Raw genomic sequence first — 21215 nt, 5'->3', positions numbered from 1 at the left:
CTCAAGCCTAAAGGTCAAGCCAATTGGTAACCAGCTGCAGGGCCTTACTCTGAAACTGCAGGTCTTGGTAATCAAGCCAGTTGATTCGTGGATCGCGACGGAACCAAGACATCTGGCGTCTGGCATATTTTTGGGTCAAACGCACGGTGTCGGCGATTGCCTCTTCTTCACTCATCAAGCCATCAATTTGGTTTAGTGCCTGCGCGTAGCCAATTGCCCTGGATGAAGTTTTACCGTTTCGAACTCCGAGCGGAATAAGGCTCTCAACCTCGTTCAGCAAACCGTTTTCCCACATTTGGTGCACTCGGGCCTCCAGCCGCGCCCTGAGGTCCTCTCGCGGCCCATTGGTACCTATTTCGAGCACAGGCTGCCAGTCGACGATCTCATCGGGTAATGCGGCCGCAAACGGCTGACCAGTAAGTGTGACGATCTCAAGAGCACGCACAGTTCGGCGGCCGTTTTCTGGGGTGATTCTGCCGGCAGCCACCGGATCAATAGCAGCCAGCCTTCGATGCAACTCGTGCGGACCGACTTGCTCAAGATCGACCTCAAGTTGGGCCCTGAGCTGTGCATCGCGGGCCGGAAACTCAAAATTATTCAAAACGGCGGCAACGTAAAGCATTGAACCACCGACCAAAATCGGAACCACACCCTGGGTCTGAAGCTCCTCGATTAATGGCCGCGCTACGGCTTGATACTCGGCTGCGGTGGACTCATCCGTGATCTCAAGCCAGTCAAAAAGGTGGTGAGTGATTCCTTGACGTTCCTCGACGGAAAGTTTTGCAGTACCAATGTCCATGCCTCGATAAAACTGCATTGAATCGGCGTTGATAATCTCTGCTCGGCCCCCGTGGGACAAAACATGTTTAGCAATTTCAATCGCGAGGTTGGACTTGCCGCTTCCGGTAGGGCCAACTACAGCAATTAGTTTGGGCTTCATTCCGGCTTTTTTAGTGTTGGTAAGCCAAGTGAAACCGACTGGGCAGCTCCGCCAGTGGAGGTAGCCGGAACGGAACAGCTCGCAGCCTCAGCACGGTCCCATGCATCACCCGCGGTTGTCCGCCTGACGCTGTAGGCACTTAGGTCGTCAGCTAGCAGGTGGTAAGGAGCAGCGTCCGTGATGCGTGCGGTAACCATGTCTCCAGGACGTGGACGCTCGGCTCCCTCAGGAATCTCAAAGTGCACCAGACGATTATCCCGGGCGCGACCGCTCATTCGGTTAGTGGCTTCATCCTTACGACCCTCGTTGTTGGCAACCAAGATTTCAACGGTTCGACCAATTTGGAGTTGATTTTCTTTCAACGCAACATCATTAACCAAAGCCATTAGGCGCTCGTATCGCTCTTGCACAACTGCCTTAGGTAATTGGTCAGGAAGATCGGCGGCTGGCGTGCCAGGGCGCTTGGAGTATTGGAACGTGTATGACGCACTGAAGCGAGACTCTGCTACAACCCGCATGGTTTCTTGGAAGTCTTCTTCCGTTTCACCAGGAAATCCGACGATGATGTCGGTTGTGATGGCAGCATCCGGAATCAAATTGCGAACCCGCTCGATGATGCCCAGGTATTTATCGCTGCGATAGCTGCGACGCATGTCCTTGAGAACCTTGTCGCTGCCAGACTGGAGTGGCATGTGAAGGGACGGCATGACGTTAGGAGTCTCGGCCATGGCCTCGATGACGTCATCGGTGAAAGCTGCGGGATGAGGGCTGGTAAAACGCACCCGCTCAAGGCCCTTGATCTCGCCGCAGGCGCGCAACAACTTGGCAAACGCTCCCTTGTCACCAAACTCAACACCATAGGTGTTTACGTTCTGGCCGAGAAGCGTGACCTCGACGGCACCGTCATCTACCAGTGCTTGAACCTCGGCAAGGACATCGCCAGGACGGCGGTCTTTCTCTTTGCCTCTGAGGCTCGGAACGATGCAGAAGGTGCAGGTGTTATTACAACCCACCGAGATCGAAACCCAGCCCGCGTAGGTTGAGTCTCGCTTGGTTGGCAAATCGCTAGGAAAAGTTTCCAGTGCCTCAAGGATTTCGACCTGGGCCTCTTGGTTGTGGCGGGCTCGCTCGAGTAGCGCCGGGAGAGAGCCGATGTTGTGGGTTCCGAATACGACGTCAACCCAAGGCGCGCGCTTAATGATGGTCTCGCGGTCTTTTTGAGCCAGACAACCGCCCACGGCAATTTGCATTCCCGGGGTTTCACGCTTAATTTCGCCGAGCATACCCAAATTGCCATAGAGCTTGTTATCGGCATTTTCACGCACGGCACACGTGTTGAAAACGATGATGTCGGCCAAACCAGACTCGACTGGCTCATAGCCAGCGCCCTCAAGAAGCCCAGTTAGACGTTCAGAATCGTGAACGTTCATCTGGCAGCCGTAAGTGCGCACTTCGTAGGTGCGGGTTGCATTTGTCATTAGGTGACTATTTTAGCTCTTGGCTCTCGGCCCAGCGGATAGCCGCGAAGGTGATCGAGCTGGAATACCCTTTGCGCTGAAGGAAACCCGCCAGACGCCGGTCTCTCGTTGCTTTATCAAGGTGAGCCATTTGGTTGAACCTTTTGAGAGCAAGTTCTTGTGCCGACTGGAGTTCGTCTTCGGAGGAAACTGTCTCAAGCGCCGTTTCGATGACTTGAGCCTCGACCCCCTTGGTTTTTAGCTCCTGGCGAATTGCGGACTTGGATAACCCGCGGAATGCTCGCCGGCTTGAAACCAAAGTAGCCGCAAACGCTTGATCATCAATTAGGCCAACTTCGGTGAAACGCTCGAGGATCGGCTCAGCGATTTCAGTCGGAATTTCGCGCTTTTCAAGAATTTCACGAAGCTGATGCTTGGACTTTGCACTCTTGGCAAGTTGGTAAAGAAGGACATTTCGGGCTCGCTGCTCAAGCCGCTCTGGGCTTGGCTGTGGCTTGTCTTTAACTGGGCGAGGCCGGCCCTCATTCGCCTCAAAAGACTCCTCAGAGCCTGATTTGACGCGTTTGGACCGACCTCGTTGGTAAACCATTCTTAGCCTGCGTTGGCAGCCTTTGCTTTGGTTGAAGCGTCTGGAGTGGATTCGGCCGGCAAATCGGCAACCGCGCGCGGTACACCGATGCCTAGCTTGGTCTTGATTTTCTTCTCAATCTCGTCGGCAACCTTGCCGTTTTCGATGAGGTACTTACGGGCATTCTCTTTACCCTGACCAAGCTGTTCACCCTCGTAGGTGTACCAGGCACCTGACTTCTTCACAATCTCTTGTTCGACACCGAAGTCGATCAGGCTTCCCTCGCGAGAAATACCAATTCCGTAAATGATGTCGAATTCTGCCTGCTTGAACGGCGCTGCCATCTTGTTCTTTACGACCTTGACGCGAGTACGGTTTCCGACAGCCTCAGTGCCGTCCTTGAGGGTCTCAATTCTGCGGATGTCCAAGCGGACCGAAGCGTAGAACTTTAGCGCCTTACCACCTGCGGTGGTTTCAGGGCTTCCGAAGAACACACCGATTTTCTCGCGGAGCTGGTTGATGAAGATCATGGTGGTGCCGGTGCTGTTCAAAGCACCGGTCAGCTTGCGCAGTGCCTGCGACATCAAACGCGCCTGCAGACCGACGTGTGAGTCTCCCATTTCACCCTCGATCTCGGCACGTGGTACAAGTGCTGCAACAGAGTCGATAACAATGATGTCGATTGAGCCCGAACGAATCAGCATGTCGGCAATTTCTAGAGCCTGCTCACCGGTGTCTGGCTGGCTAACCAACAGTGCATCGGTGTCAACACCAAGGGCCTTTGCGTACTCAGGGTCGAGCGCGTGCTCAGCATCGATGAAAGCAGCGATTCCTCCGTTGCGCTGGGCGTTAGCAATTGCGTGCAGTGCAACGGTGGTTTTACCTGAAGACTCTGGGCCGTAAATCTCAACGATGCGACCCTTTGGCAGGCCACCGGTACCCAGGGCTACGTCCAGAGCGATTGAGCCGGTTGGGATTACCTCAACTGGTGCTCGATCATCTGAACCAAGGCGCATAACTGAGCCTTTACCGAACTGACGGTCAATCTGGGCAAGAGCAGTGTCTAGTGCCTTTTCGCGATCTGATGGTGATGGCATTTGGTCCTCTGATTCTGGCTAATCGCCGTTGCTGATGAACTTCAGGTGGTTTTGATTTCTAAAATCCGACTTTATTTTGCCGGTCTGACATTGCTGAAAAACCGAATCAAATTGTTGAAAACTGCACCGCAAAACCCGTTGTTAATAACCTACACGCATTCGAACAAGATTTCGATAGTTAATTTATTTGGCGTGTCGTTTCTTCGGGTTTTTGTTCAGCGAACTTTTGGCTTGTCTTTGGCAGCCCCATGCCACCGCTCTTTTGGCACACCAGCAGCGTGGCAGACAGCGAGCCACACCTCTTTGGGTGCCGCACCCTTGGCCAGCGCTTGGTTGGCGGTTAGATCGCCCAATTCACCGATAACTAGATCCTCTGCCACGACCAGCGCGTAGCCGCGACCAAATTCATCGGTCATGTATTCACGAAATTCACTCAAGCGCACCCTACGACCCTACCCAAGCTTTGAGATATGCAGAAAGACCCCCGACAATGCCGGAGGTCTTTCAGAGTCATTTGTTGTTGGAGCTAGCGAGCTCCAGCAAGGGCGGAATCGTAGTTAGTTACAAACTCTGCCGGAATTGTGTCAGGGATGGTGACTCCCTCAAGCAAAGCAAGGCGGTCACTAACCTCACGCATGATCTGCGAGATTGGGACATCTAGTGCCTCAGCGACAGAAGCGAGGATCTCAGAAGAAGCCTCTTTCTGCCCTCTCTCTACCTCGCTTAGATAGCCCAAAGCCACGCTAGCGCGCCCTGCGACCTGGCGAAGGGTTCGACCCTTCTGCAAACGAAAGTCGCGAAGCACGTCTCCGATTTCTTGACGAACTAGAACCATTTGTGCCTCCTTTGTAAATAACCTACCCGTTGCCTCAGAGTAACGATAAACCGAACGCCTGAGATTTACCTGAGTGTTACTTGAAAGAGAACCAGCCCTGGGGCTGTTTTGTTCCTGCCTATTGACGAAGCAGATCCAGCAGGTGCTCGATTGAGGCTGCTACGCATTGACTGCGAATCTCATTGCGATCTCCAAGGAATCGATGTTCAAAAACTGTCGATTCCGGAGCTCCGAGCCCGGTTACCGCGATGAATGCGGTGCCGACGGATACGCCATCCTGTTGATCTGGCCCGGCAACGCCGGTGGTAGCGAGCCCAACCACATTGCTCGGCAACTCATCGATGGCCTTGCTCATTAGGTGTTGAGCCCCCTCGGCCATGGCCACCGCAACATCGGGGTGAACTGCGCCGTGTTGCTCGAGGAGGCTGGCAGGGACCGCCAGCAGGTCACGTTTTAGCTTGGTGTCGTAGGCCACCACAGAACCGGCCAGCACTTTTGAGGCACCGGGCACCGAAACCAACTCGGCTGCGAGGGCACCGCCGGTGATGGATTCTGCTAGCGCCAGTTTGAACCCCCGGTCGCGAAGAGCCTCGATCAGCTCGAGCGCTGCAACGTGGTTCATTACCGCTTGACTCTGGAGGCTGCGATTAGGTACTGGAGGCCAGTCCAAACAGTTAGTGCAACGGCTATTGCAACCAATGAGTTTTCAAGCCAGTCATACCATTCGCCGAAGTAACCCTGAAATGGTGAAACCACAAAACCAACCATGGTGCCCTGGAAGATCGTCTTAAGCTTGCCGCCGGCCGAAGCTGGAACCACGCGCTTTTTGATCACTACAAATCGATAGGCGGTGATGCCGAGTTCACGAGTCAAAATCACGATGGTCACCCACCACGAGACTTCGTTGAGCACCGAAAGGGTAATCAGCGCTCCCCCGAGCAGGGCTTTATCTGCGATTGGATCCAGCAGTTTGCCCAGGTTGGTGACCAGTCCGCGCTTTCGAGCAATCGCGCCATCGATACCGTCACTGGCCATAATCAGGATGAAAATACCCGTGGAGACCCAGCGCATTGAGCTGGCCGGATCAGCAACGGCCATCAGTGACCAGATGAAGAACGGAACCGCCAGGATGCGAGCCATCGTGATGATGTTTGGCAGGTTAAAAATCGATTTGGCGTTTTTTTCAATCATTAGTTTCGACCTGTCAATTGCCACGCATCTTCGTCGCCATCGTCTTCATCACCGGTAGTGATGATTGAGCGATCTACATTCGCCCGAGGGATGAAGTCATCAAATTCCCCAGCCGCCATGGTGCCAACTGGCTCGTCTGGAAAGTCAATTAGCGCAGCGGCCTGCTGAACCTGCGGAGTTGCAGTGGAGCCGGGCTCTCCCCGCAGCTGAGCCAACACCATAGGCAAATCCTCTGGCTTAACCAGTACGTCGCGGGCCTTAGACCCTTCGGATGGGCCAACAATTTGGCGCGACTCGAGAAGGTCCATAAGTCGCCCAGCCTTAGCAAAACCAACTCTCAGTTTGCGCTGCAGCATCGATGTGGATCCGAACTGGGAGTTGATGATTAGCTCAGCGGCTTGAAGCAATACATCGAGGTCATCGCCAATGTCTGCATCGACGACCTTGGATACGGCCGCCTCTTGAACATCTTGGCGGTACTCGGGCTCCATTTGCTGCTTGACATGTTCAACGATCTTGGCAAGCTCTGATTCGGCAAGCCATGCACCTTGAACACGGATTGGCTTGTTGGTTCCCATTGGCGAGAACAGTGCGTCACCCTGACCGATAAGCTTCTCAGCGCCCGGTTGGTCAAGGATTACCCGTGAGTCGGTGAGCGAGGTCACAGAGAATGCCAAACGGCTTGGCACGTTGGCTTTGATGAGTCCGGTAACGACGTCAACCGATGGTCGCTGCGTTGCCAAAACCAGGTGGATTCCAGAGGCGCGAGCCAACTGAGTGATGCGAACGATAGAGTCCTCAACGTCTCGCGGCGCAACAATCATGAGGTCGGCTAGCTCATCCACAACTACCAACAAGTATGGGTAAGGCTGCAGGACCCGCTTGCTGCCTTCAGGAACATTGACTTCCCCGGCGACAACCGCTCGGTTGAAATCATCGATGTGTTTGAAACCAAAGCTGGCCAAGTCGTCATAACGCATGTCCATTTCTTTGACGACCCACTGAAGAGCTTCAGCTGCTTTTTTTGCGTTAGTGATGATCGGGGTAATCAGGTGTGGCACACCCTGATAGGCGGCTAACTCGACACGCTTAGGGTCGATTAGAACCATTCTGACCTCGGCCGGTTTAGCGCGCATGAGAATCGAAGTGATCATTGAGTTTACGAAGCTTGACTTACCCGCACCGGTTGCACCAGCCACCAAAAGGTGCGGCATTTTGGCAAGGTTGGCAATTACAAAACCACCTTCGACGTCTTTACCAATTCCGATAGTTAGCGGGTGAAGACTCTTGGCAGCGACCTCGGACCGTAGAACATCACCGAGCGAAACAGTCTCGCGGTCGGTGTTCGGAATCTCGATGCCGATAAGTGACTTGCCCGGAATTGGAGCCAGAATTCGAACCTCGTTGCTGGCAACCGCATAGGAAATGTTGCTTGCCAAACGAGTCACGGCTTCAACCTTGACGCCCGGGGCAAGCTCGACCTCGTATCGCGTTACAGTAGGGCCACGCTGGAAACCAACGACTGCAGCCTCGACGCCAAACTCACGGAAAACACTTGTGATAGCCGCAACGATTTGGTCATTTGCTGCCGACTTGGCCTTAGGTGGGGTACCTGGTGCCAAGAAGTTTAGGGTTGGCAAAACATAAGGCCGACTGGCGCGACCAGCAATTGCCGGGGATGGGGTACCCACTGGTGTTTGGGCGGCGGCAGGCTGGACAAACATCGGCGCTTTCGGCAGCTCGATAGGTTGCGTTGCATCGATCGAATCTACCGAAGGAATCGGTTGAATCGAGGTCACACCAAACAGGCCATCAAAGTCATCTGGCTCGACGACCGAGGAAACATCTGGCACCAACGGGGTATCGAATGCTGGTTCATCGTCAGACTTGCCGCGGCGCCACCAAGGCACTCGAGTGCCGTCGAAAGCATCAGGGATTTCTTCAACTGCCTGAGATTCTGCGCCGGCGGTTTTTGACTCTCCGAATAGGTACACGGATAGTTCGCGGAAGCGCTCAGGGATCCGATTCGGAGCGGTTTTAGTCATGATCAGTAGCGAACCGAAGGTGAAGGCAATCAGAACAGGGACAGCACCCCAGATGGTGATTGTGCTCAAAAATGGAACGGAGATAAGCCAACCGAAGATTCCGCCGGCAAAGGCCAATTGCCACTCGCCGTCAGAAGGGTCCGGCTGAGATCCGAACACGTGGAAAAATCCTGAAATTGAAACTATGAAAAGGAACAGGCCAATGCCGATGCGACCGTTGTCTTTGATTGTGGCCGGGTACCGCATTAGGTACAGGGCAAACACCACCAAAACTACCGGCAGCGCAAAAGCTACCCGGCCAAATAGGGCGCCAAAAGTCCATACGTGAAGACCAATGGCCCAGTCTTGCTTGACCAAAACCCAGCTAAGCAGAGCACCGCTGATGCCCAGCAAAAACAGGAAAAACGGCAGACCGTCACGGCGGTCTTCTTTGGCAATTTTGTCAGGGCTCAAGGCTCGGGCTGCCCCACCCACGGTGTGAGCCAAACCCATGTAAATCGCAGCCAAAATCTGTCCGAAACCTGAACCGCGCGTTGGTGCCTGAGATGCGCGAGGTCGTGGCGCTCGAGGCGCCGGTTTGCGGGCAGAAGTCGGTTTGCGTGTAGCCATGCCTCAAAACTAACAGCCGCGAAGGACAGAACCGCTTAGGCACGGCTTTGCGCCCAGGGGCTAGCCCTCAATAACCACCGGAATGATCATTGGTCGGCGGCGGTGAGCACGATTAACCCAAGTTCCAATGGTTCGGCGAATTACCTGCTGTAGAGCGTAGGTATCGCGAACTCCCTGGCCGGCTGCCTCTGCGAGAGCCTTGGAAATCAGCGGCTTGACGTCATCAAACACATGGTCATCTTCAGCAAATGCACGGGCACGGATTTCTGGACCGACTTTGACCCGACCGGTCTCGGCATCGATGACACAGAAGATGGAGATGAAACCTTCTTCGGCGAGCACACGGCGGTCGTGCAGGTCATCTTCGGTGATCTTGCCAACGGTTTTTCCGTCAACAAATAGCAGACCACATTCGACTGCGCCGACGACCTCGGCCACACCGTCCGCTAGATCGATAACCCAGCCATCCTCTGTGATCAGCACACGCTCGTGTGGAACTCCGGTCTGTTCCGCCAACTTGCCGTTGGCAATTAGGTGACGGTACTCGCCGTGCACGGGCATGACATTCTTGGGCTTCAAGATGTTGTAGCAGTAGAGCAGCTCCCCCGCCGCAGCGTGGCCAGAAACGTGAACCTTGGCATTGCCTTTGTGAACAACGTTGGCGCCCAGCTTGGTCAGCCCGTCAATAACGCGATAAACGGCATTCTCGTTTCCGGGAATCAACGAGCTGGCAAGAATGACGGTGTCACCCTCAGCAATTTCAATGTCGTGCTCAAGATTAGCCATTCGCGCCAGGACTGCCATTGGCTCACCCTGCGAGCCGGTTGACATGTAAACGACCTGATCCGGAGCCATGTTGGCAGCCTGCTTGAGGTCAACAAAATCTTCGGTTTCAGCGTTCAGGTAGCCCATCTGGATGGCGATTTGCATGTTGCGGACCATCGACCGGCCAACTAGGGCTACCTTGCGGTTATTGGCCTTAGCTGCATCCACAACCTGCTGAACGCGATGAACGTGGCTTGAAAACGAGGCAACAATCACGCGCTTCTTGGAACGTGCAATCACGCTCTCAATTACCGGTCCGATTTCCTTTTCGAGCGGAGTAAACCCTGGAACATCGGCATTGGTTGAATCGCTCATGAAGAGGTCGAGGCCTTCTTCACCAACGCGCGCAAAAGCACGTAGGTCGGTGAGGCGACCATCAAGTGGCAATTGGTCCATCTTGAAGTCACCTGTGTGCAAAATCGACCCGGCAACGGACCGAATCACAACGGCAAGGGCATCTGGAATCGAGTGGTTCACCGCAATGAATTCAAGGTCAAAACCAGCGAGCTTTTCGCGGCGACCCTCAGCAACCACCATTGAGTATGGGGTGATTTTGTGTTCTTTGAGTTTGGCCTCAACAAATGCCAGCGTTAGCGCCGAACCCAGTAGCGGCACATCCGGCTTCATGCGGAGCAGATATGGAACACCGCCGATGTGGTCCTCGTGGCCGTGGGTTAGGAAGATACCAACGACGTCATCCATTCGGTCTTTTAGATAGCCAAAGTCCGGCAGAATGACATCAATACCCGGTTGGTGCTCTTCAGGGAAGAGCACACCGCAGTCAACAATCAGAATTTTCGAATCGATCTCGAACACGGTCATGTTTCGACCAATTTCACCGATTCCGCCGAGCGGGATGATGCGCATCACGCCTGGTTTGAGTGGAGCTGGAGCAGGTAGTACTTGAACCACTGGTTCTCTTTTCTAAAGGCGCTTTTAGCGCGTAGTGCCAGCCACCTTTGGCAGAGCACCACCGGCTGCTGCGTTGCGGTCTGGACGGAAATTCTCAAAACTTAGGCCAACGATGTCGCCGACAATGTCGATGCCATCTTCGATGCGTGCAGCTTCGGCATCTTCAGGGCCAACCAATGGCAAACGGACTCGCGGGCTGGAAATCAAACCAAGTGCGTGCAGCACGTATTTGGCTGCCACTGTGCCCGGAACGTTAGTCATTAGCGCACGCTGAAGCGGCTCGAGGCTGTTGTGAACCTTGAGTGCTGCGTGGAAGTCATTGTTGTTGGTTGCGTCGATCATGGCGCGGTACGCAGCTGGGGCTACGTTTGCTGTTACACCGATGAGGCCGGTCGCACCAATGGAGAGGTGAGGCAAAACGTTTGAATCATCACCTGAGAAGTACAGCAAGCCGGTTTCGTTCATGATTCGAGATGCCTGTGCGAGGTCTCCCTTGGCATCTTTGACCGCCATGATGTTTGGGTGTTTTGCCGCACGCAAAAAGGTGTCATGCGAGATGGCAATACCGGCACGACCGGGAATGTCGTAAAGGATTACCGGAAGGTCGGTTGAGTCAGCAATCATGCGGAAGTGAGTGAGCACACCGGCCTGGGTCGGCTTGTTGTAGTAAGGAGTGACGATCATTACGCCGTCGGCACCGGCTTTTTCAGAAGCCTTGTAAAGCTGCATGGCATGTGCGGTCTCGTTAGAGCCACCACCGGTGATGATTTTGGCGCGGCCGCCCGAAACCGACTTGCCAACCTCAACTAGCTTGATCTTCTCAGCGTCAGTAAGCGTGCTGGTTTCACCGGTAGTGCCGGTTACGACGACACCGTCAGCGCCGTTCGAGATTACGTAGTCAATGTGCTTTTCGGTGGCTGCCCAGTCAACTTCACCCTCGGCGGTCATCGGTGTGACGAGCGCGACAAGAACCTGACCAAATAGGTTTTTTTGTTCTTTAGACATTGGCTGAGCCTTTCGAAATAACTACGGTGCTACTCGACCGTTGGCGTTGAATGCCTCGTAGGTGTAAGGCATGAGCTTGGCAAACTCGTCTTCCATCTTCTCGGCGCACATTTCAATTTCACGCTGTGGGAATGACGGAAAGTGAGTTCCCTCACGCTTGGTGCGAAGACTCAAGAAGTTCATCAAGGCACGGGCATTCATGGTCACATACATGCTCGAGTAGATGTTTAGCGGGAGCACAATACGCGCAACCTCGCGAGCTACACCGGCTTCTAGCATGCGCTGGTAAGACTCGTAGGCATTCTGCGATGTTGTGCGAGCCTCTTGCTCAACCAAAGCGGTTTGCTCGGCAGTGCCCGGCAAAAATTCGTAGGCCCCGGCTTTACCAACCTGGATGAGGTTACGGTCTGGACCCGGTACGTAGAAAACTGGGCTTAGCTCCTTGTAACGGCCAGATTCTTCGTTGTAACTGGCGATACGGTGACGCATGAATTCGCGGAACACAAAGATTGGCGCTTGGACATAGAAAGTCATCGAGTTGTGCTCAAAAGGCGAACCGTGGCGGTCGCGCATTAGGTAGTTGATGAGGCCCTTGGAGCGCTTTTCATCATCAGCCGCGTCGGTCTGAGCAGCAGCGGCCTCTAGGGTTTGCTCACCCTGAGTTGAAACACGCGCTGCAAAAAGGACATCGGAGTCGGCTGCGTTGGCACGGACTAGTTCGACAGTTACGTCGCTGCGGAAAATGATATCTGACACCCCATAAGCCTACCGGTTACGGGACTTTCACCGTTGAAGGGTTACGCGGCAGTTCTTTAGGAAACAAATCTTCACAATTAGGCAGGGCTCGTCGAAGGACCTTAACCTTGTTTCATGCCTTTTGAGACCAAAGTGATCATCGTTGTGGCGCTGCTAGCTGCTGCGACCGCTGCCGGACTAATTTGGCGTGCTCGCACCGGTCGAGCAAAGGCGGTTTCGGGCGGCGAAGTCATCGACCTAGCCGAACTTGGCGCCATCAAAAACGGGCTGCCGGTCACCAAATTTGGCAAAAAGGCAACCTTTTTGCAGTTCTCGAGTGAGTTCTGCACCATGTGCAAGCAAACTGCACGACTTTACGGTGAGCTGGAGAAGATTCATGACGATGTTTTGCACATCGAAGTCGACATCACTGACCGGCTTGACCTAGCCAACAAATTCAACATTTTGCAGACCCCAACCACCCTGGTGCTAGATGCCAAGGGGCGCGTGACCTCAAGAATTGCCGGCGCTGTAAAACCTCAAACCATCCAAGACGAACTAGGAAACTTCGAAATCTAATGAGCGAATCAAAGAAAACCCCAGCCGGCATTGACCCTAGAGGCCCTCGATTTGGTGCCGCAATTACCTCAGCGCTGTTGCTGACCACTGTGTTCTTGGCACTCGATGGAGCAACTCTTGACACCGCATTCGTTCTTTTGCTGGTTGCAACCGGCCTCTTCGCGATCGGGGCAATTTTCGGAAACAGCAAGCACCCATTCGGCCTTATCTTCAAGAAGTTTGTGCGCCCACGCTTGGCTGCACCGAAAGAGCTTGAAGACCCACGTCCGCCAAAATTTGCTCAACTGGTTGGCCTATTGGTTGCTGGCCTGGGTGTTGTTCTGCACCTTGCTGGTGTGCCAAACGCTATTGCGATTTTTGCAGGGATGGCCTTTGTTGCAGCGTTCTTGAATGCTGCGTTTGCATTTTGCCTTGGCTGCCAGATCTATGTTGGTCTTCAGCGCATCGGCCTTATTCGCAAGTTTTAGCTCTGATTGAGCTTGGCCAGCTCAAGAGCCTTTAGAAGCGCCTGACGTGCTCGTCGGCGATCACCGGCTGCATTGTAGGCAATGCCCAAGTTGAACCAATTGTGAAAATCGTTTGGTTCGGCTTCAACAATGGCTTTGTAGTGATCAAACATTTTTGAGGCCGATTCAGGTACTGCTCGCCCACTAGGGCGCAGCTCAAGATCAAAATTAGGCCAAGCGCCTTCGCTCAGGATTTGTTTGGACAGCTGCTCAACTTTCAGACCGAAAGTCAGTTCTTTTACGATTGCCCAGGCTCCAAAAAGCGGAAACACCAGGATGAGCGCGCCCATGGCAATTGCAATTGGCTCCTCCTCTTGGAGTAACAGCAATCCGGTTTGCCCCAGTAAAAGCACGTAGACCATTAGAAGCGCAGACATGAACAAGGCGCCAAATTTAGCGCTGATTTTCATCGGTGTGCCGTTCTAAAGTTGAGCCGAAGCGTCAACGACCGATTGCAGGCCAACCTTGAGCCCGGTGGTTTGAGCAGCAACCCGCAAGCTCAACAGAATTCCGTGAGAATACGCGTTGACCGCAGTGGTCTCGTGGCTGATGGTTAGCAGTTCACTAACACCACCGAAATAAACATCTTGCTTAGCAGCAACGCCGGCAAGGCGCAGGCTGTGGATTGGCACTCCGGCAACAACCTCACCACGGGCGGTTTGACCCACACCTGGAATCAGCGGCTGGGTCAGGCCAGCTCGGGCTTCCTGAATCATTTCAGCGGTTCGAACCGCTGTGCCAGAAGGGGAATCTATCTTCCCAGCGTGGTGAGCCTCCACGATCTCAATTGACTCAAAGAATTTAGCGGCCTGAGCTGCAAACGAACTGGCCAACATTGACCCGATTGAGAAGTTTGGAATTACCACAACGCCTGAATCCGGGTGTGCTGCTAACTTGGCCTCAAGTTCGCCAAGTTTTGCCGCCGACCAACCACTGGTTCCGACTACAACTTTCATTCCGTGACGGACCGCAAAGTCAACCACTGATTCACTTACCTCAAGACGAGTGACCTCGAAAATAACATCAGCGCCCAGGACCTCCTTTAGCTCACTCTTAGAGTCCAGAGCTGCGTGGAGGGTGGTGTGCTGAGAAGCATCAATGAGGTCTAGGGCAAGTTTGCCCATTCTTCCGGTGGCGCCGACAACGGCTACTTTGATAGTCACAATTCAATCCTAAAGAAACTCTTCGAAGGTTGACTCAGAAATGTCGCCAACCGCAACGATAGAGCGCTCACGACCTGCAAGATCAGCGGCCAAAGACTGCACCTGCTGGAGCGTTACGGCATGAACGTGCTCAAGTGAATCATCTAGGTCAAAAAACTCTCCATTGATGACTTCGGCGCTAATAAGGCGATTCATTCTTGCCATGGTGCTCTCATACTTGAGCGCCAATCCGCCAGAAATGTTTCCCTGGGCAAGAGTGAGCTCGTCTTGGCGGATGCCCTCATTGGCAATCTTTTCAAGCTCTTCAATCATTAGCCGGGTTACCTCAGTGCTTTTCGCTGGTGAGCAACCTGCGTAGAGCCCAAAGTAGGCAGCATCCGAGTATCCGGTGTTGAACGAATAAACCGAGTAGGCCAGGCCACGCTTTTCGCGAATCTCCTGGAACATACGTGAGCTCATTCCCCCGCCTAAAACTGTGTTGAGAATGCCCATGGCATACCGGCGCTCATCATCTGCTACCAGACCTTGCATACCCAACAGGATGTTGGCCTGCTGAATTGGGCGGTGAACAACCTTCAGAGCCGTTCCACGGGTAATTTCGGCAGGGTGCAGCAGCCTGCGTTCAACCGGTGCAGCCTTAGCATCGAGATCCCAGCCAGCGTCAACCAAAGCGGTTTCAACCAACTGGATTAGGTTTGCATGATCAACACCACCAGCAGCAGCAATGACTAGATCCTGAGGCCGATAATTTGCCTGGTAGTGCGCCCAAACAGCCTCACGAGTGACCGAGTTGATGGTTTCTTGGGTACCCCCGATAGGGCGCCCGAGCGGATGGTCACCGAGGACGGCCTCGCTGAAAAGTTCGTGCGCCACATCCTGTGGGTCATCGTCATTCATCGCAAGCTCTTCAAGAATGACGGTGCGTTCATTCTCAAACTCTTTTGGATCGATGAGCGAGGAGGTAAGCATATCGGCGATTACATCAACGGCAATTGGCAGAGCTTTATCTTGCACACGAGCGTAGTAGCTGGTGTGCTCTTTGCCGGTTGAGGCATTTGATGATCCGCCGACCGAATCAAAGGCCACTGCGATGTCTAGAGCGGTACGTTTTTTAGTTCCCTTGAAGAGCAGGTGCTCCAAAAAGTGGGTCGAGCCAAAGTGCCCGTTAGTCTCGTCACGAGAACCAACTGCGACCGAGAAAGATACAGCGACACTCTGCGAACCCGGAATGTGTTCGGTTAAAACGCGAACACCGCTTGGGAGGATAGAGCGGCGAACCGAACTACCTCCCGAAGCGGTGAACGATAGATCGCTCTGGTCTAGTGGAAAAATGATTTCACTCATGGGTGACCAGAAGCTTTCTGTAGTTGTGGGGCTAGGGGTTATTACTCTTCGTCTGCTGAGGCGTCTTCACCCTCAACAACTGGAGCAAGTGAAAGCTTGCCTCGGTCATCGATCTTGGTGATTTCAACCTGTAGCTTCTGGCCAACCTCAAGAACGTCCTCGACGTTCTCAACGCGCTTGCCAGCTAGCTTCTTTAGCTCAGAGATGTGCAATAGGCCATCCTTGCCTGGAACCAGTGAAACGAAAGCACCGAAGGTAGCTAGCTTCACAACAGTTCCAAGGAAGCGCTCGCCAATCTCAGGGACGTGTGGGTTTGCAATCGCGTTAACCGCAGCCTTAGCAGCCTCAGCTGAAGGGCCATCGGTTGCGCCAATGTAAACGGTACCGTCATCCTCGATTGAGATGTCTGCGCCGGTGTCCTCTTGGATCTGGTTGATCATCTTGCCCTTTGGACCGATGACTTCACCAATCTTGTCAACCGGAATCTTCACTGCGATAACGCGTGGAGCGGTTGGAGCCATCTCGTCTGGCTCAGAAATTGCCTGGCCCATTACGTCCAGGATGTGAAGACGAGCCTCACGTGCCTGAGTAAGTGCGCCACCTAGAACTGAGGCAGGAATACCGTCCAGCTTGGTGTCAAGCTGAATAGCAGTTACGAAATCACGAGTACCGGCAACCTTGAAGTCCATGTCACCAAGGGCGTCTTCTGCACCAAGGATGTCGGTAAGCGCAGCGTACTGAACCTTGCCATCTACGGTGTCTGAGATTAGACCCATGGCGATACCAGCAACTGGTGCACGAAGAGGCACACCTGCGTTTAGCAAGGCAAGGGTAGATGCACAGACAGAACCCATTGAGGTTGAACCGTTTGAGCCAAGGGCCTCAGAAACCTGACGGATTGCGTATGGGAAGTCTTCACGCTTTGGAAGAACCGGAACCAACGCACGCTCGGCAAGAGCACCGTGGCCAATTTCGCGACGCTTTGGAGTACCTACACGACCAACTTCACCGGTTGAATATGGTGGGAAGTTGTAGTTGTGCATGTAGCGCTTTGAAGTGACTGGGCTTAGCGAGTCAATCTGCTGCTCCATCTTCAGCATGTTCAAGGTGGTTACACCCAGGATCTGGGTCTCTCCACGCTGGAAGATTGCTGAACCGTGAACGCGAGGAATAACTGCTACCTCTGCGTCTAGGTTACGGATGTCGCGCAGGCCACGGCCATCGATGCGGATTCCCTCTTTTAGAACGCGGGTACGCATGATCTTCTTGGTTACTGACTTGTAGGCAGCCGAGAACTGAGCCATCTGTGCCTCGTCAAGTGAAGCCTCTAGCTTCTCCTTGGTGGCGGCCTTGAGTGCATCGTCTGCATCCTGGCGCTCAACCTTGTCGGCAATCTGGTAGACCTTGGCCAACTCGGCACCTGCAGCAGCCTCAACGGCAGCAAATACCTCATCGGTGTATGGCAAGAAGGTTGGGTAGTCAGCGGTTGGCTTTGCAGCAACAGCAGCTAGGTCAGCCTGAGCCTTTACTAGAGCCTTGATGAACGGCTTGGCAGCCTCAAGACCCTCAGCAACAACGTCCTCTGATGGAGCCTTCGCGCCAGCAGCAATTAGGTCCATGGCGTTTTCTGAAGCCTCGGCCTCAACCATCATGATTGCAACGTCTTCGACGCCGTTCTCAACTAGTACGCGACCAGCAACAACCATATTGAAAACTGCGCGCTCAAGCTGTGAGTGCTTAGGGAATGCAACCCACTGGCCGTCGATAAGTGCAACTCGCACACCACCGATAGGACCAGAGAATGGCAAGCCTGCAAGCTGAGTAGACATTGAGGCAGCGTTGATAGCTACTACGTCGTAAAGCTCGTCTGGCTCGATTGCCATAACGGTTACTACAACCTGAATTTCGTTACGCAGACCATCAACGAATGATGGGCGTAGTGGGCGGTCGATCAAACGGCAGGCAAGGATTGCCTCGGTTGATGGGCGACCTTCGCGACGGAAGAAGCTTCCTGGAATGCGGCCTGCCGCATACATGCGCTCTTCAACGTCAATGGTTAGTGGGAAGAAGTCAAACTGGTCTTTTGGCTGCTTGCTTGCAGTGGTAGCCGAGAACAGCATGGTTTCTTCATCGATGTAAACAGCTGCAGCACCCTGTGCCTGCTGTGCTAGACGACCGGTTTCGAAGCGAATAACGCGCTTGCCGTACTTACCGTTGTCGATTACTGCTTCTGTTGCTTTGATTTCTGGACCTTCCATGGTCCCTCCTCTTTTATCCTCTTTGCGCATCCGCCATGGCCGAAATTGGCTATTTTTGGCGGCGCGCGTGAGCGTTCGCGGCAAGTTAACTTGCCCACATTGGAGGGATGCCCTGGTCTGCAGTAGAAAACCTTGAAGTTCAACTCTCAAGATCCACAACCGGAGACCAGCAAACCTGCTGCGATGCTCACTTGCAAGGTTACCAGCAGACCGCTGAATTACCTAGGTACTGGGTGAATGTCAGGTTAAACAAAACCGCCCTCCCGTAGGAAGGCGGTTTCAAAAGTTTTAGCTAGCGACAGTTTGCCGGAGGCAAATTAGCGACGAAGTCCTAGGCGCTCGATTAGTGCACGGTAGCGAGCAATGTCGACACCCTGTAGGTAGCCGAGTAGGCGGCGGCGCTGACCAACAAGGATTAACAGACCACGGCGTGAGTGGTGGTCGTGCTTGTGCTCCTTTAGGTGCTCAGTTAGGTCCTTGATGCGCTTGGTTAGCACAGCAACCTGAACCTCTGGAGAACCAGTGTCGCCTGGGTGAGTTGCGTACTCGTTGATGATTGCAGTTTTCACTGCTGCGTCTAGTGCCATTTGAATGGTCCTCTTCTACTTACTGCGCGGTGCACAAAACCCAATGTTTTGGCGCTCTTGATCCGCGGCCGATACACGGCAACCTGACAAGCCTAGCTGAAAAGCGGGTTAGTTGCCAGTCCTAATCCTGGTATTGCCCTGCTCTGCGGTTTTGGTTGGCAACAACGAGAAGATGAAAGTTAGTAGCGGAACCCATGAAAGGAGCATCCACCAGGCGCTGAAGCCCGCATCGCGCATGCGTCTTACCAGAGCTGCCAGCAACGGAATGCCGAGAATGAAGCCGACGAAGTTACTGATTGGCGTTGCATTCCAACTCTCCATGAGAGCCGCATTTAGCAACGATGCGTCGAGGGTTTCTGGGTTGGCCTCAAGTGAAGCAAGGAATGCATCCTGAGCTGTAGTCACCGGCGGGAAGATCAGTCCATCTACTGTGCTGAGAACCAGACTGACCAGCACGGTGAAGAGCACGAAATACCAGTACTCGCGGCGAGTAGCTACCCCGCGGAAATCGGCAAATTTAGTCAGGCAAACTTTGATAGCGCCGGCAAATGTCATGAGTCTCCTTGTTTGTTCCAGTGTAAGCACAATCCCCCAATCGACGATGGCTGATTGAGGGATTGCACTGGTTATGCACGTGGCGCCACTACGGGGTTTCTGAAGTGCCGTTCTCCGAAGAATCGGTGGTTGCTCCCGGATCAACTTGGAAGTCGCGATCCCCACCGCGCTGTGGTCGATCACCTTCCGGTCCACGTGGTGGACGCTGACCCTCGGCAAACGGCTCCAGCGGCCCGTGGTTACCAAACTCATCAGCAGCAATGCCTTTAGGAGAGACAGTGTTGGCCGCGACGACACCGCCGACGAAGGCTGCACCAAGAGCCAAGGACCCACCGACTGCCATGGCAGCTATCTTTGCGCCACGTGACTTTAGCCAAGCGGTGCGACTTGACGACGCCTTCGGCTCTTCTTCGTAAGGGTTGACTGAATCGAGGTTTTCTTGTGATTCGGGATTTAGTTCTGGTTCTACGTTCTCTTGCTTGGCCATTTCTGGCTCCTTTCGATGGTCCTAGATAGCAAGGCATCAAATCCTGATGCCGATTGCAAATAGAGACTTTCAATCGAAAATGGGCGTATCCCGAAAATCCACTGGACGTTGCCTGTGAATGCCCCGAGCGTTAACTGAGAATACTTACTAGATTTCTAGGATCTCGCGGCACTTATCGAGGTCGCGGTGAATTTCTTCGACTAGCGCCTCAACGCCATCAAACTTAGCTGCGGGTCTTATGAAAGCAACGAACTCAAGGACTACAAACTTGTCGTAAAGATCTAGGTCGAGCCGGTCAATTACATGAGACTCGACCAATCGCGGCACTGCCTGAAAAGTCTCATTGATTCCAACCGAGTGGGCAGCCGGATACTTCTCGCCGTCGGCATACAACCACCCTGCGTAAACACCATCGAGCGGCAAATAGCCCTCGCACTCGCGAGTCATGTTTGCTGTCGGGAATCCGATGGTGCGACCGATTTTCAATCCGTGTTCGATGACACCCGCGCTGTAGTGATTGCGACCAAGCAGCTCAGCAGCTTTGGTCACGTCACCCTGGTCTAGGAGTTCACGGATGCGTGTGGTTGAAACTTTTACGCCATCGATGTTTGCACTGCCAATGACTCGAACCACGAAACCGAATTCGGCCCCCAAAACCTTGAGAGTCTCAGGCGTGCCGGCTCCCCCGGCACCAAACCGAAAATCCTCGCCGACTAAAACCAGACGAGCGTGTAATCCGTCAACCAAAATTTGCTGTACAAAATCGCGCGCCGACAAGGCTGCGAATTCATGGTCAAAGGGAAGAGTAAGAACAGCATCCACGCCAGATTCTTCAAGGTGCACCAGTTTTTGCCCAGGGCCGATAAGTGGTAACTTGGCCGATTCTGGCTTGAACAGGGCATCTGGGTGGCGATCAAAAGTAACCACAACGCTGGCCAACATGTGCTCGTCGGCGGCGGCCACCAAATTGCTAAGCAGTTTTTTATGACCCAGGTGAATTCCGTCAAACTTTCCGATGGTGACGGCAGTTTCGGCAAATCCGCTAGGCAGATCTGAAATTTTTTCGATGGCGAGCATTACTTTGCAGACTGCTTTCTAAGCCAGAGCAGACCCAAGAACGGCAAGACCAGCGGCACGAAGCCGTATCCCTGGCCAAATTTTGACCAAACCGAAGGGTGTGCAAAAAGCTCAGGCTGCAGATAGCTGAGCACGCCAACTGCAATTACACCGACGAGCTCGAAGCTGACGGCGATGAACGCCAAGGTACGCAGCGAAGGTCTCGCAAGGGCGATGGTTGCCAAAATGTAAACCACGGCCGCAAGAGCAGACAAACTGTAGGCCAGCGGAGCTTGGTCAAATTCTCGCGCCAATTGATAGATCGCCCGAGCTGATGAGGATACTGCGAAAACGCCGTACACGGCGATAAGTAATCTTCCGATTCCGAGGGATTTGGTCGCTTTTGGCATAGCTACCAGCCTAACAAGCAGGCAAAGGTA

23 protein-coding genes are annotated in these 21215 nt (G+C 53.7%); 2 read left to right on the top strand and 21 right to left on the bottom strand.

Features of this window, described 5'->3' with window-relative positions:
- Positions 1 to 7: 7 nt before the first annotated feature.
- From miaA to thyX, 12 genes are all read right to left on the bottom strand, one after another.
- The gene (gene miaA / locus OO731_RS02195) at positions 8 to 940 is read right to left on the bottom strand and encodes a tRNA (adenosine(37)-N6)-dimethylallyltransferase MiaA (protein WP_264890485.1); all 933 of its coding nucleotides are present in this window, start codon (positions 938 to 940) and stop codon (positions 8 to 10) included.
- Complete coding sequence (gene miaB, locus OO731_RS02190; RefSeq protein WP_264890484.1) at positions 937 to 2418, bottom strand: tRNA (N6-isopentenyl adenosine(37)-C2)-methylthiotransferase MiaB; 1482 nt, start codon at positions 2416 to 2418, stop codon at positions 937 to 939. Before miaB ends, miaA begins: the two co-directional genes overlap by 4 nt.
- 7 nt (positions 2419 to 2425) lie before the next feature.
- Positions 2426 to 3007 carry a regulatory protein RecX gene (locus OO731_RS02185; RefSeq protein WP_264890483.1) on the bottom strand — a complete coding sequence of 194 codons (582 nt, stop codon included), beginning with the start codon at positions 3005 to 3007 and terminating at the stop codon, positions 2426 to 2428.
- A gap of 2 nt (positions 3008 to 3009) precedes the next feature.
- Positions 3010 to 4083 carry a recombinase RecA gene (gene recA, locus OO731_RS02180; RefSeq protein WP_264890482.1) on the bottom strand — a complete coding sequence of 358 codons (1074 nt, stop codon included), beginning with the start codon at positions 4081 to 4083 and terminating at the stop codon, positions 3010 to 3012.
- 215 nt (positions 4084 to 4298) lie between these two features.
- The gene (locus tag OO731_RS02175) at positions 4299 to 4526 is read right to left on the bottom strand and encodes a DUF3046 domain-containing protein (RefSeq protein ID WP_264890481.1); all 228 of its coding nucleotides are present in this window, start codon (positions 4524 to 4526) and stop codon (positions 4299 to 4301) included.
- A gap of 83 nt (positions 4527 to 4609) precedes the next feature.
- A complete protein-coding gene (locus tag OO731_RS02170) occupies positions 4610 to 4918 on the bottom strand; it encodes a helix-turn-helix transcriptional regulator (protein WP_264890480.1) in 309 nt (102 codons plus the stop codon).
- Between the two features lie 118 nt (positions 4919 to 5036).
- On the bottom strand, positions 5037 to 5540 hold the full coding sequence (locus tag OO731_RS02165) for a CinA family protein (RefSeq protein ID WP_264890479.1): 504 nt from the start codon (positions 5538 to 5540) through the stop codon (positions 5037 to 5039).
- Positions 5540 to 6109, bottom strand: coding sequence for a CDP-diacylglycerol--glycerol-3-phosphate 3-phosphatidyltransferase (pgsA, locus tag OO731_RS02160; RefSeq protein WP_264890478.1), 570 nt, complete (start codon positions 6107 to 6109; stop codon positions 5540 to 5542). The genes OO731_RS02165 and pgsA overlap by 1 nt, the downstream gene beginning before the upstream one ends.
- Positions 6109 to 8763 carry a DNA translocase FtsK gene (locus tag OO731_RS02155; RefSeq protein ID WP_264890477.1) on the bottom strand — a complete coding sequence of 885 codons (2655 nt, stop codon included), beginning with the start codon at positions 8761 to 8763 and terminating at the stop codon, positions 6109 to 6111. Before OO731_RS02155 ends, pgsA begins: the two co-directional genes overlap by 1 nt.
- 60 nt (positions 8764 to 8823) lie before the next feature.
- A complete protein-coding gene (locus tag OO731_RS02150) occupies positions 8824 to 10455 on the bottom strand; it encodes a ribonuclease J (protein WP_138315984.1) in 1632 nt (543 codons plus the stop codon).
- A gap of 69 nt (positions 10456 to 10524) precedes the next feature.
- Complete coding sequence (gene dapA, locus OO731_RS02145) at positions 10525 to 11505, bottom strand: 4-hydroxy-tetrahydrodipicolinate synthase (protein WP_264890476.1); 981 nt, start codon at positions 11503 to 11505, stop codon at positions 10525 to 10527.
- A gap of 21 nt (positions 11506 to 11526) precedes the next feature.
- Positions 11527 to 12261, bottom strand: a complete 735-nt coding sequence (gene thyX / locus OO731_RS02140) for an FAD-dependent thymidylate synthase (RefSeq protein ID WP_138275183.1) — start codon at positions 12259 to 12261, stop codon at positions 11527 to 11529.
- Positions 12262 to 12375: 114 nt separating this feature from the next.
- Between thyX and OO731_RS02135 the strand changes: the two genes are divergently transcribed.
- Complete coding sequence (locus OO731_RS02135) at positions 12376 to 12819, top strand: thioredoxin family protein (RefSeq protein WP_138275182.1); 444 nt, start codon at positions 12376 to 12378, stop codon at positions 12817 to 12819.
- Positions 12819 to 13286: a DUF4395 domain-containing protein gene (locus tag OO731_RS02130; protein ID WP_264890475.1), complete on the top strand. Its 468-nt coding sequence runs from the start codon at positions 12819 to 12821 to the stop codon at positions 13284 to 13286. Before OO731_RS02135 ends, OO731_RS02130 begins: the two co-directional genes overlap by 1 nt.
- Here OO731_RS02130 and OO731_RS02125 read toward each other — a convergent pair.
- The 9 genes from OO731_RS02125 to OO731_RS02085 all read right to left on the bottom strand — a co-directional run bounded on the left by OO731_RS02125 (position 13283) and on the right by OO731_RS02085 (position 21185).
- Positions 13283 to 13702: a tetratricopeptide repeat protein gene (locus OO731_RS02125; protein WP_264890474.1), complete on the bottom strand. Its 420-nt coding sequence runs from the start codon at positions 13700 to 13702 to the stop codon at positions 13283 to 13285. The genes OO731_RS02130 and OO731_RS02125 overlap by 4 nt on opposite strands.
- A gap of 45 nt (positions 13703 to 13747) precedes the next feature.
- Positions 13748 to 14488, bottom strand: coding sequence for a 4-hydroxy-tetrahydrodipicolinate reductase (gene dapB / locus OO731_RS02120; protein ID WP_264890473.1), 741 nt, complete (start codon positions 14486 to 14488; stop codon positions 13748 to 13750).
- A gap of 9 nt (positions 14489 to 14497) precedes the next feature.
- Positions 14498 to 15832 carry a pitrilysin family protein gene (locus tag OO731_RS02115; RefSeq protein ID WP_264890472.1) on the bottom strand — a complete coding sequence of 445 codons (1335 nt, stop codon included), beginning with the start codon at positions 15830 to 15832 and terminating at the stop codon, positions 14498 to 14500.
- A gap of 41 nt (positions 15833 to 15873) precedes the next feature.
- Positions 15874 to 18090 carry a polyribonucleotide nucleotidyltransferase gene (locus OO731_RS02110; protein WP_264890471.1) on the bottom strand — a complete coding sequence of 739 codons (2217 nt, stop codon included), beginning with the start codon at positions 18088 to 18090 and terminating at the stop codon, positions 15874 to 15876.
- A gap of 317 nt (positions 18091 to 18407) precedes the next feature.
- The gene (rpsO, locus tag OO731_RS02105) at positions 18408 to 18677 is read right to left on the bottom strand and encodes a 30S ribosomal protein S15 (protein WP_138275176.1); all 270 of its coding nucleotides are present in this window, start codon (positions 18675 to 18677) and stop codon (positions 18408 to 18410) included.
- Between the two features lie 108 nt (positions 18678 to 18785).
- Positions 18786 to 19232, bottom strand: a complete 447-nt coding sequence (locus OO731_RS02100) for a DUF805 domain-containing protein (protein ID WP_264890470.1) — start codon at positions 19230 to 19232, stop codon at positions 18786 to 18788.
- Positions 19233 to 19320: 88 nt separating this feature from the next.
- Positions 19321 to 19719: a hypothetical protein gene (locus tag OO731_RS02095; RefSeq protein WP_264890469.1), complete on the bottom strand. Its 399-nt coding sequence runs from the start codon at positions 19717 to 19719 to the stop codon at positions 19321 to 19323.
- Between the two features lie 147 nt (positions 19720 to 19866).
- Positions 19867 to 20796 (bottom strand): bifunctional riboflavin kinase/FAD synthetase, encoded by a 930-nt coding sequence (locus tag OO731_RS02090; RefSeq protein WP_264890468.1) that lies wholly within the window; start codon positions 20794 to 20796, stop codon positions 19867 to 19869.
- Entirely contained in the window at positions 20796 to 21185 is a 390-nt protein-coding gene (locus OO731_RS02085; protein WP_264890467.1) for a hypothetical protein, read from the bottom strand. Before OO731_RS02085 ends, OO731_RS02090 begins: the two co-directional genes overlap by 1 nt.
- Positions 21186 to 21215: the final 30 nt, after the last annotated feature.

It is taken from the genome of Rhodoluna sp. KAS3, assembly GCF_026000575.1.
Classification (GTDB): Bacteria; Actinomycetota; Actinomycetes; order Actinomycetales; family Microbacteriaceae; genus Rhodoluna.
This window is presented reverse-complemented; position numbering and strand designations above follow the sequence as displayed.

Coding starts and splice junctions, on each gene's coding strand:
- OO731_RS02100 (WP_264890470.1), bottom strand. CDS start 19,232: ATGACATTTGCCGGCGCTATCAAAGTTTGCCTGACTAAATTTGCCGAT.
- OO731_RS02155 (WP_264890477.1), bottom strand. CDS start 8,763: ATGGCTACACGCAAACCGACTTCTGCCCGCAAACCGGCGCCTCGAGCG.
- OO731_RS02135 (WP_138275182.1), top strand. CDS start 12,376: ATGCCTTTTGAGACCAAAGTGATCATCGTTGTGGCGCTGCTAGCTGCT.
- dapA (WP_264890476.1), bottom strand. CDS start 11,505: ATGTCTAAAGAACAAAAAAACCTATTTGGTCAGGTTCTTGTCGCGCTC.
- OO731_RS02185 (WP_264890483.1), bottom strand. CDS start 3,007: ATGGTTTACCAACGAGGTCGGTCCAAACGCGTCAAATCAGGCTCTGAG.
- OO731_RS02090 (WP_264890468.1), bottom strand. CDS start 20,796: ATGCTCGCCATCGAAAAAATTTCAGATCTGCCTAGCGGATTTGCCGAA.
- OO731_RS02110 (WP_264890471.1), bottom strand. CDS start 18,090: ATGGAAGGTCCAGAAATCAAAGCAACAGAAGCAGTAATCGACAACGGT.
- OO731_RS02085 (WP_264890467.1), bottom strand. CDS start 21,185: ATGCCAAAAGCGACCAAATCCCTCGGAATCGGAAGATTACTTATCGCC.
- OO731_RS02170 (WP_264890480.1), bottom strand. CDS start 4,918: ATGGTTCTAGTTCGTCAAGAAATCGGAGACGTGCTTCGCGACTTTCGT.
- OO731_RS02165 (WP_264890479.1), bottom strand. CDS start 5,540: ATGAACCACGTTGCAGCGCTCGAGCTGATCGAGGCTCTTCGCGACCGG.
- miaA (WP_264890485.1), bottom strand. CDS start 940: ATGAAGCCCAAACTAATTGCTGTAGTTGGCCCTACCGGAAGCGGCAAG.
- OO731_RS02095 (WP_264890469.1), bottom strand. CDS start 19,719: ATGGCCAAGCAAGAGAACGTAGAACCAGAACTAAATCCCGAATCACAA.
- OO731_RS02125 (WP_264890474.1), bottom strand. CDS start 13,702: ATGTCTGCGCTTCTAATGGTCTACGTGCTTTTACTGGGGCAAACCGGA.
- recA (WP_264890482.1), bottom strand. CDS start 4,083: ATGCCATCACCATCAGATCGCGAAAAGGCACTAGACACTGCTCTTGCC.
- rpsO (WP_138275176.1), bottom strand. CDS start 18,677: ATGGCACTAGACGCAGCAGTGAAAACTGCAATCATCAACGAGTACGCA.
- OO731_RS02115 (WP_264890472.1), bottom strand. CDS start 15,832: ATGAGTGAAATCATTTTTCCACTAGACCAGAGCGATCTATCGTTCACC.
- miaB (WP_264890484.1), bottom strand. CDS start 2,418: ATGACAAATGCAACCCGCACCTACGAAGTGCGCACTTACGGCTGCCAG.
- pgsA (WP_264890478.1), bottom strand. CDS start 6,109: ATGATTGAAAAAAACGCCAAATCGATTTTTAACCTGCCAAACATCATC.
- OO731_RS02150 (WP_138315984.1), bottom strand. CDS start 10,455: ATGCGCATCATCCCGCTCGGCGGAATCGGTGAAATTGGTCGAAACATG.
- OO731_RS02130 (WP_264890475.1), top strand. CDS start 12,819: ATGAGCGAATCAAAGAAAACCCCAGCCGGCATTGACCCTAGAGGCCCT.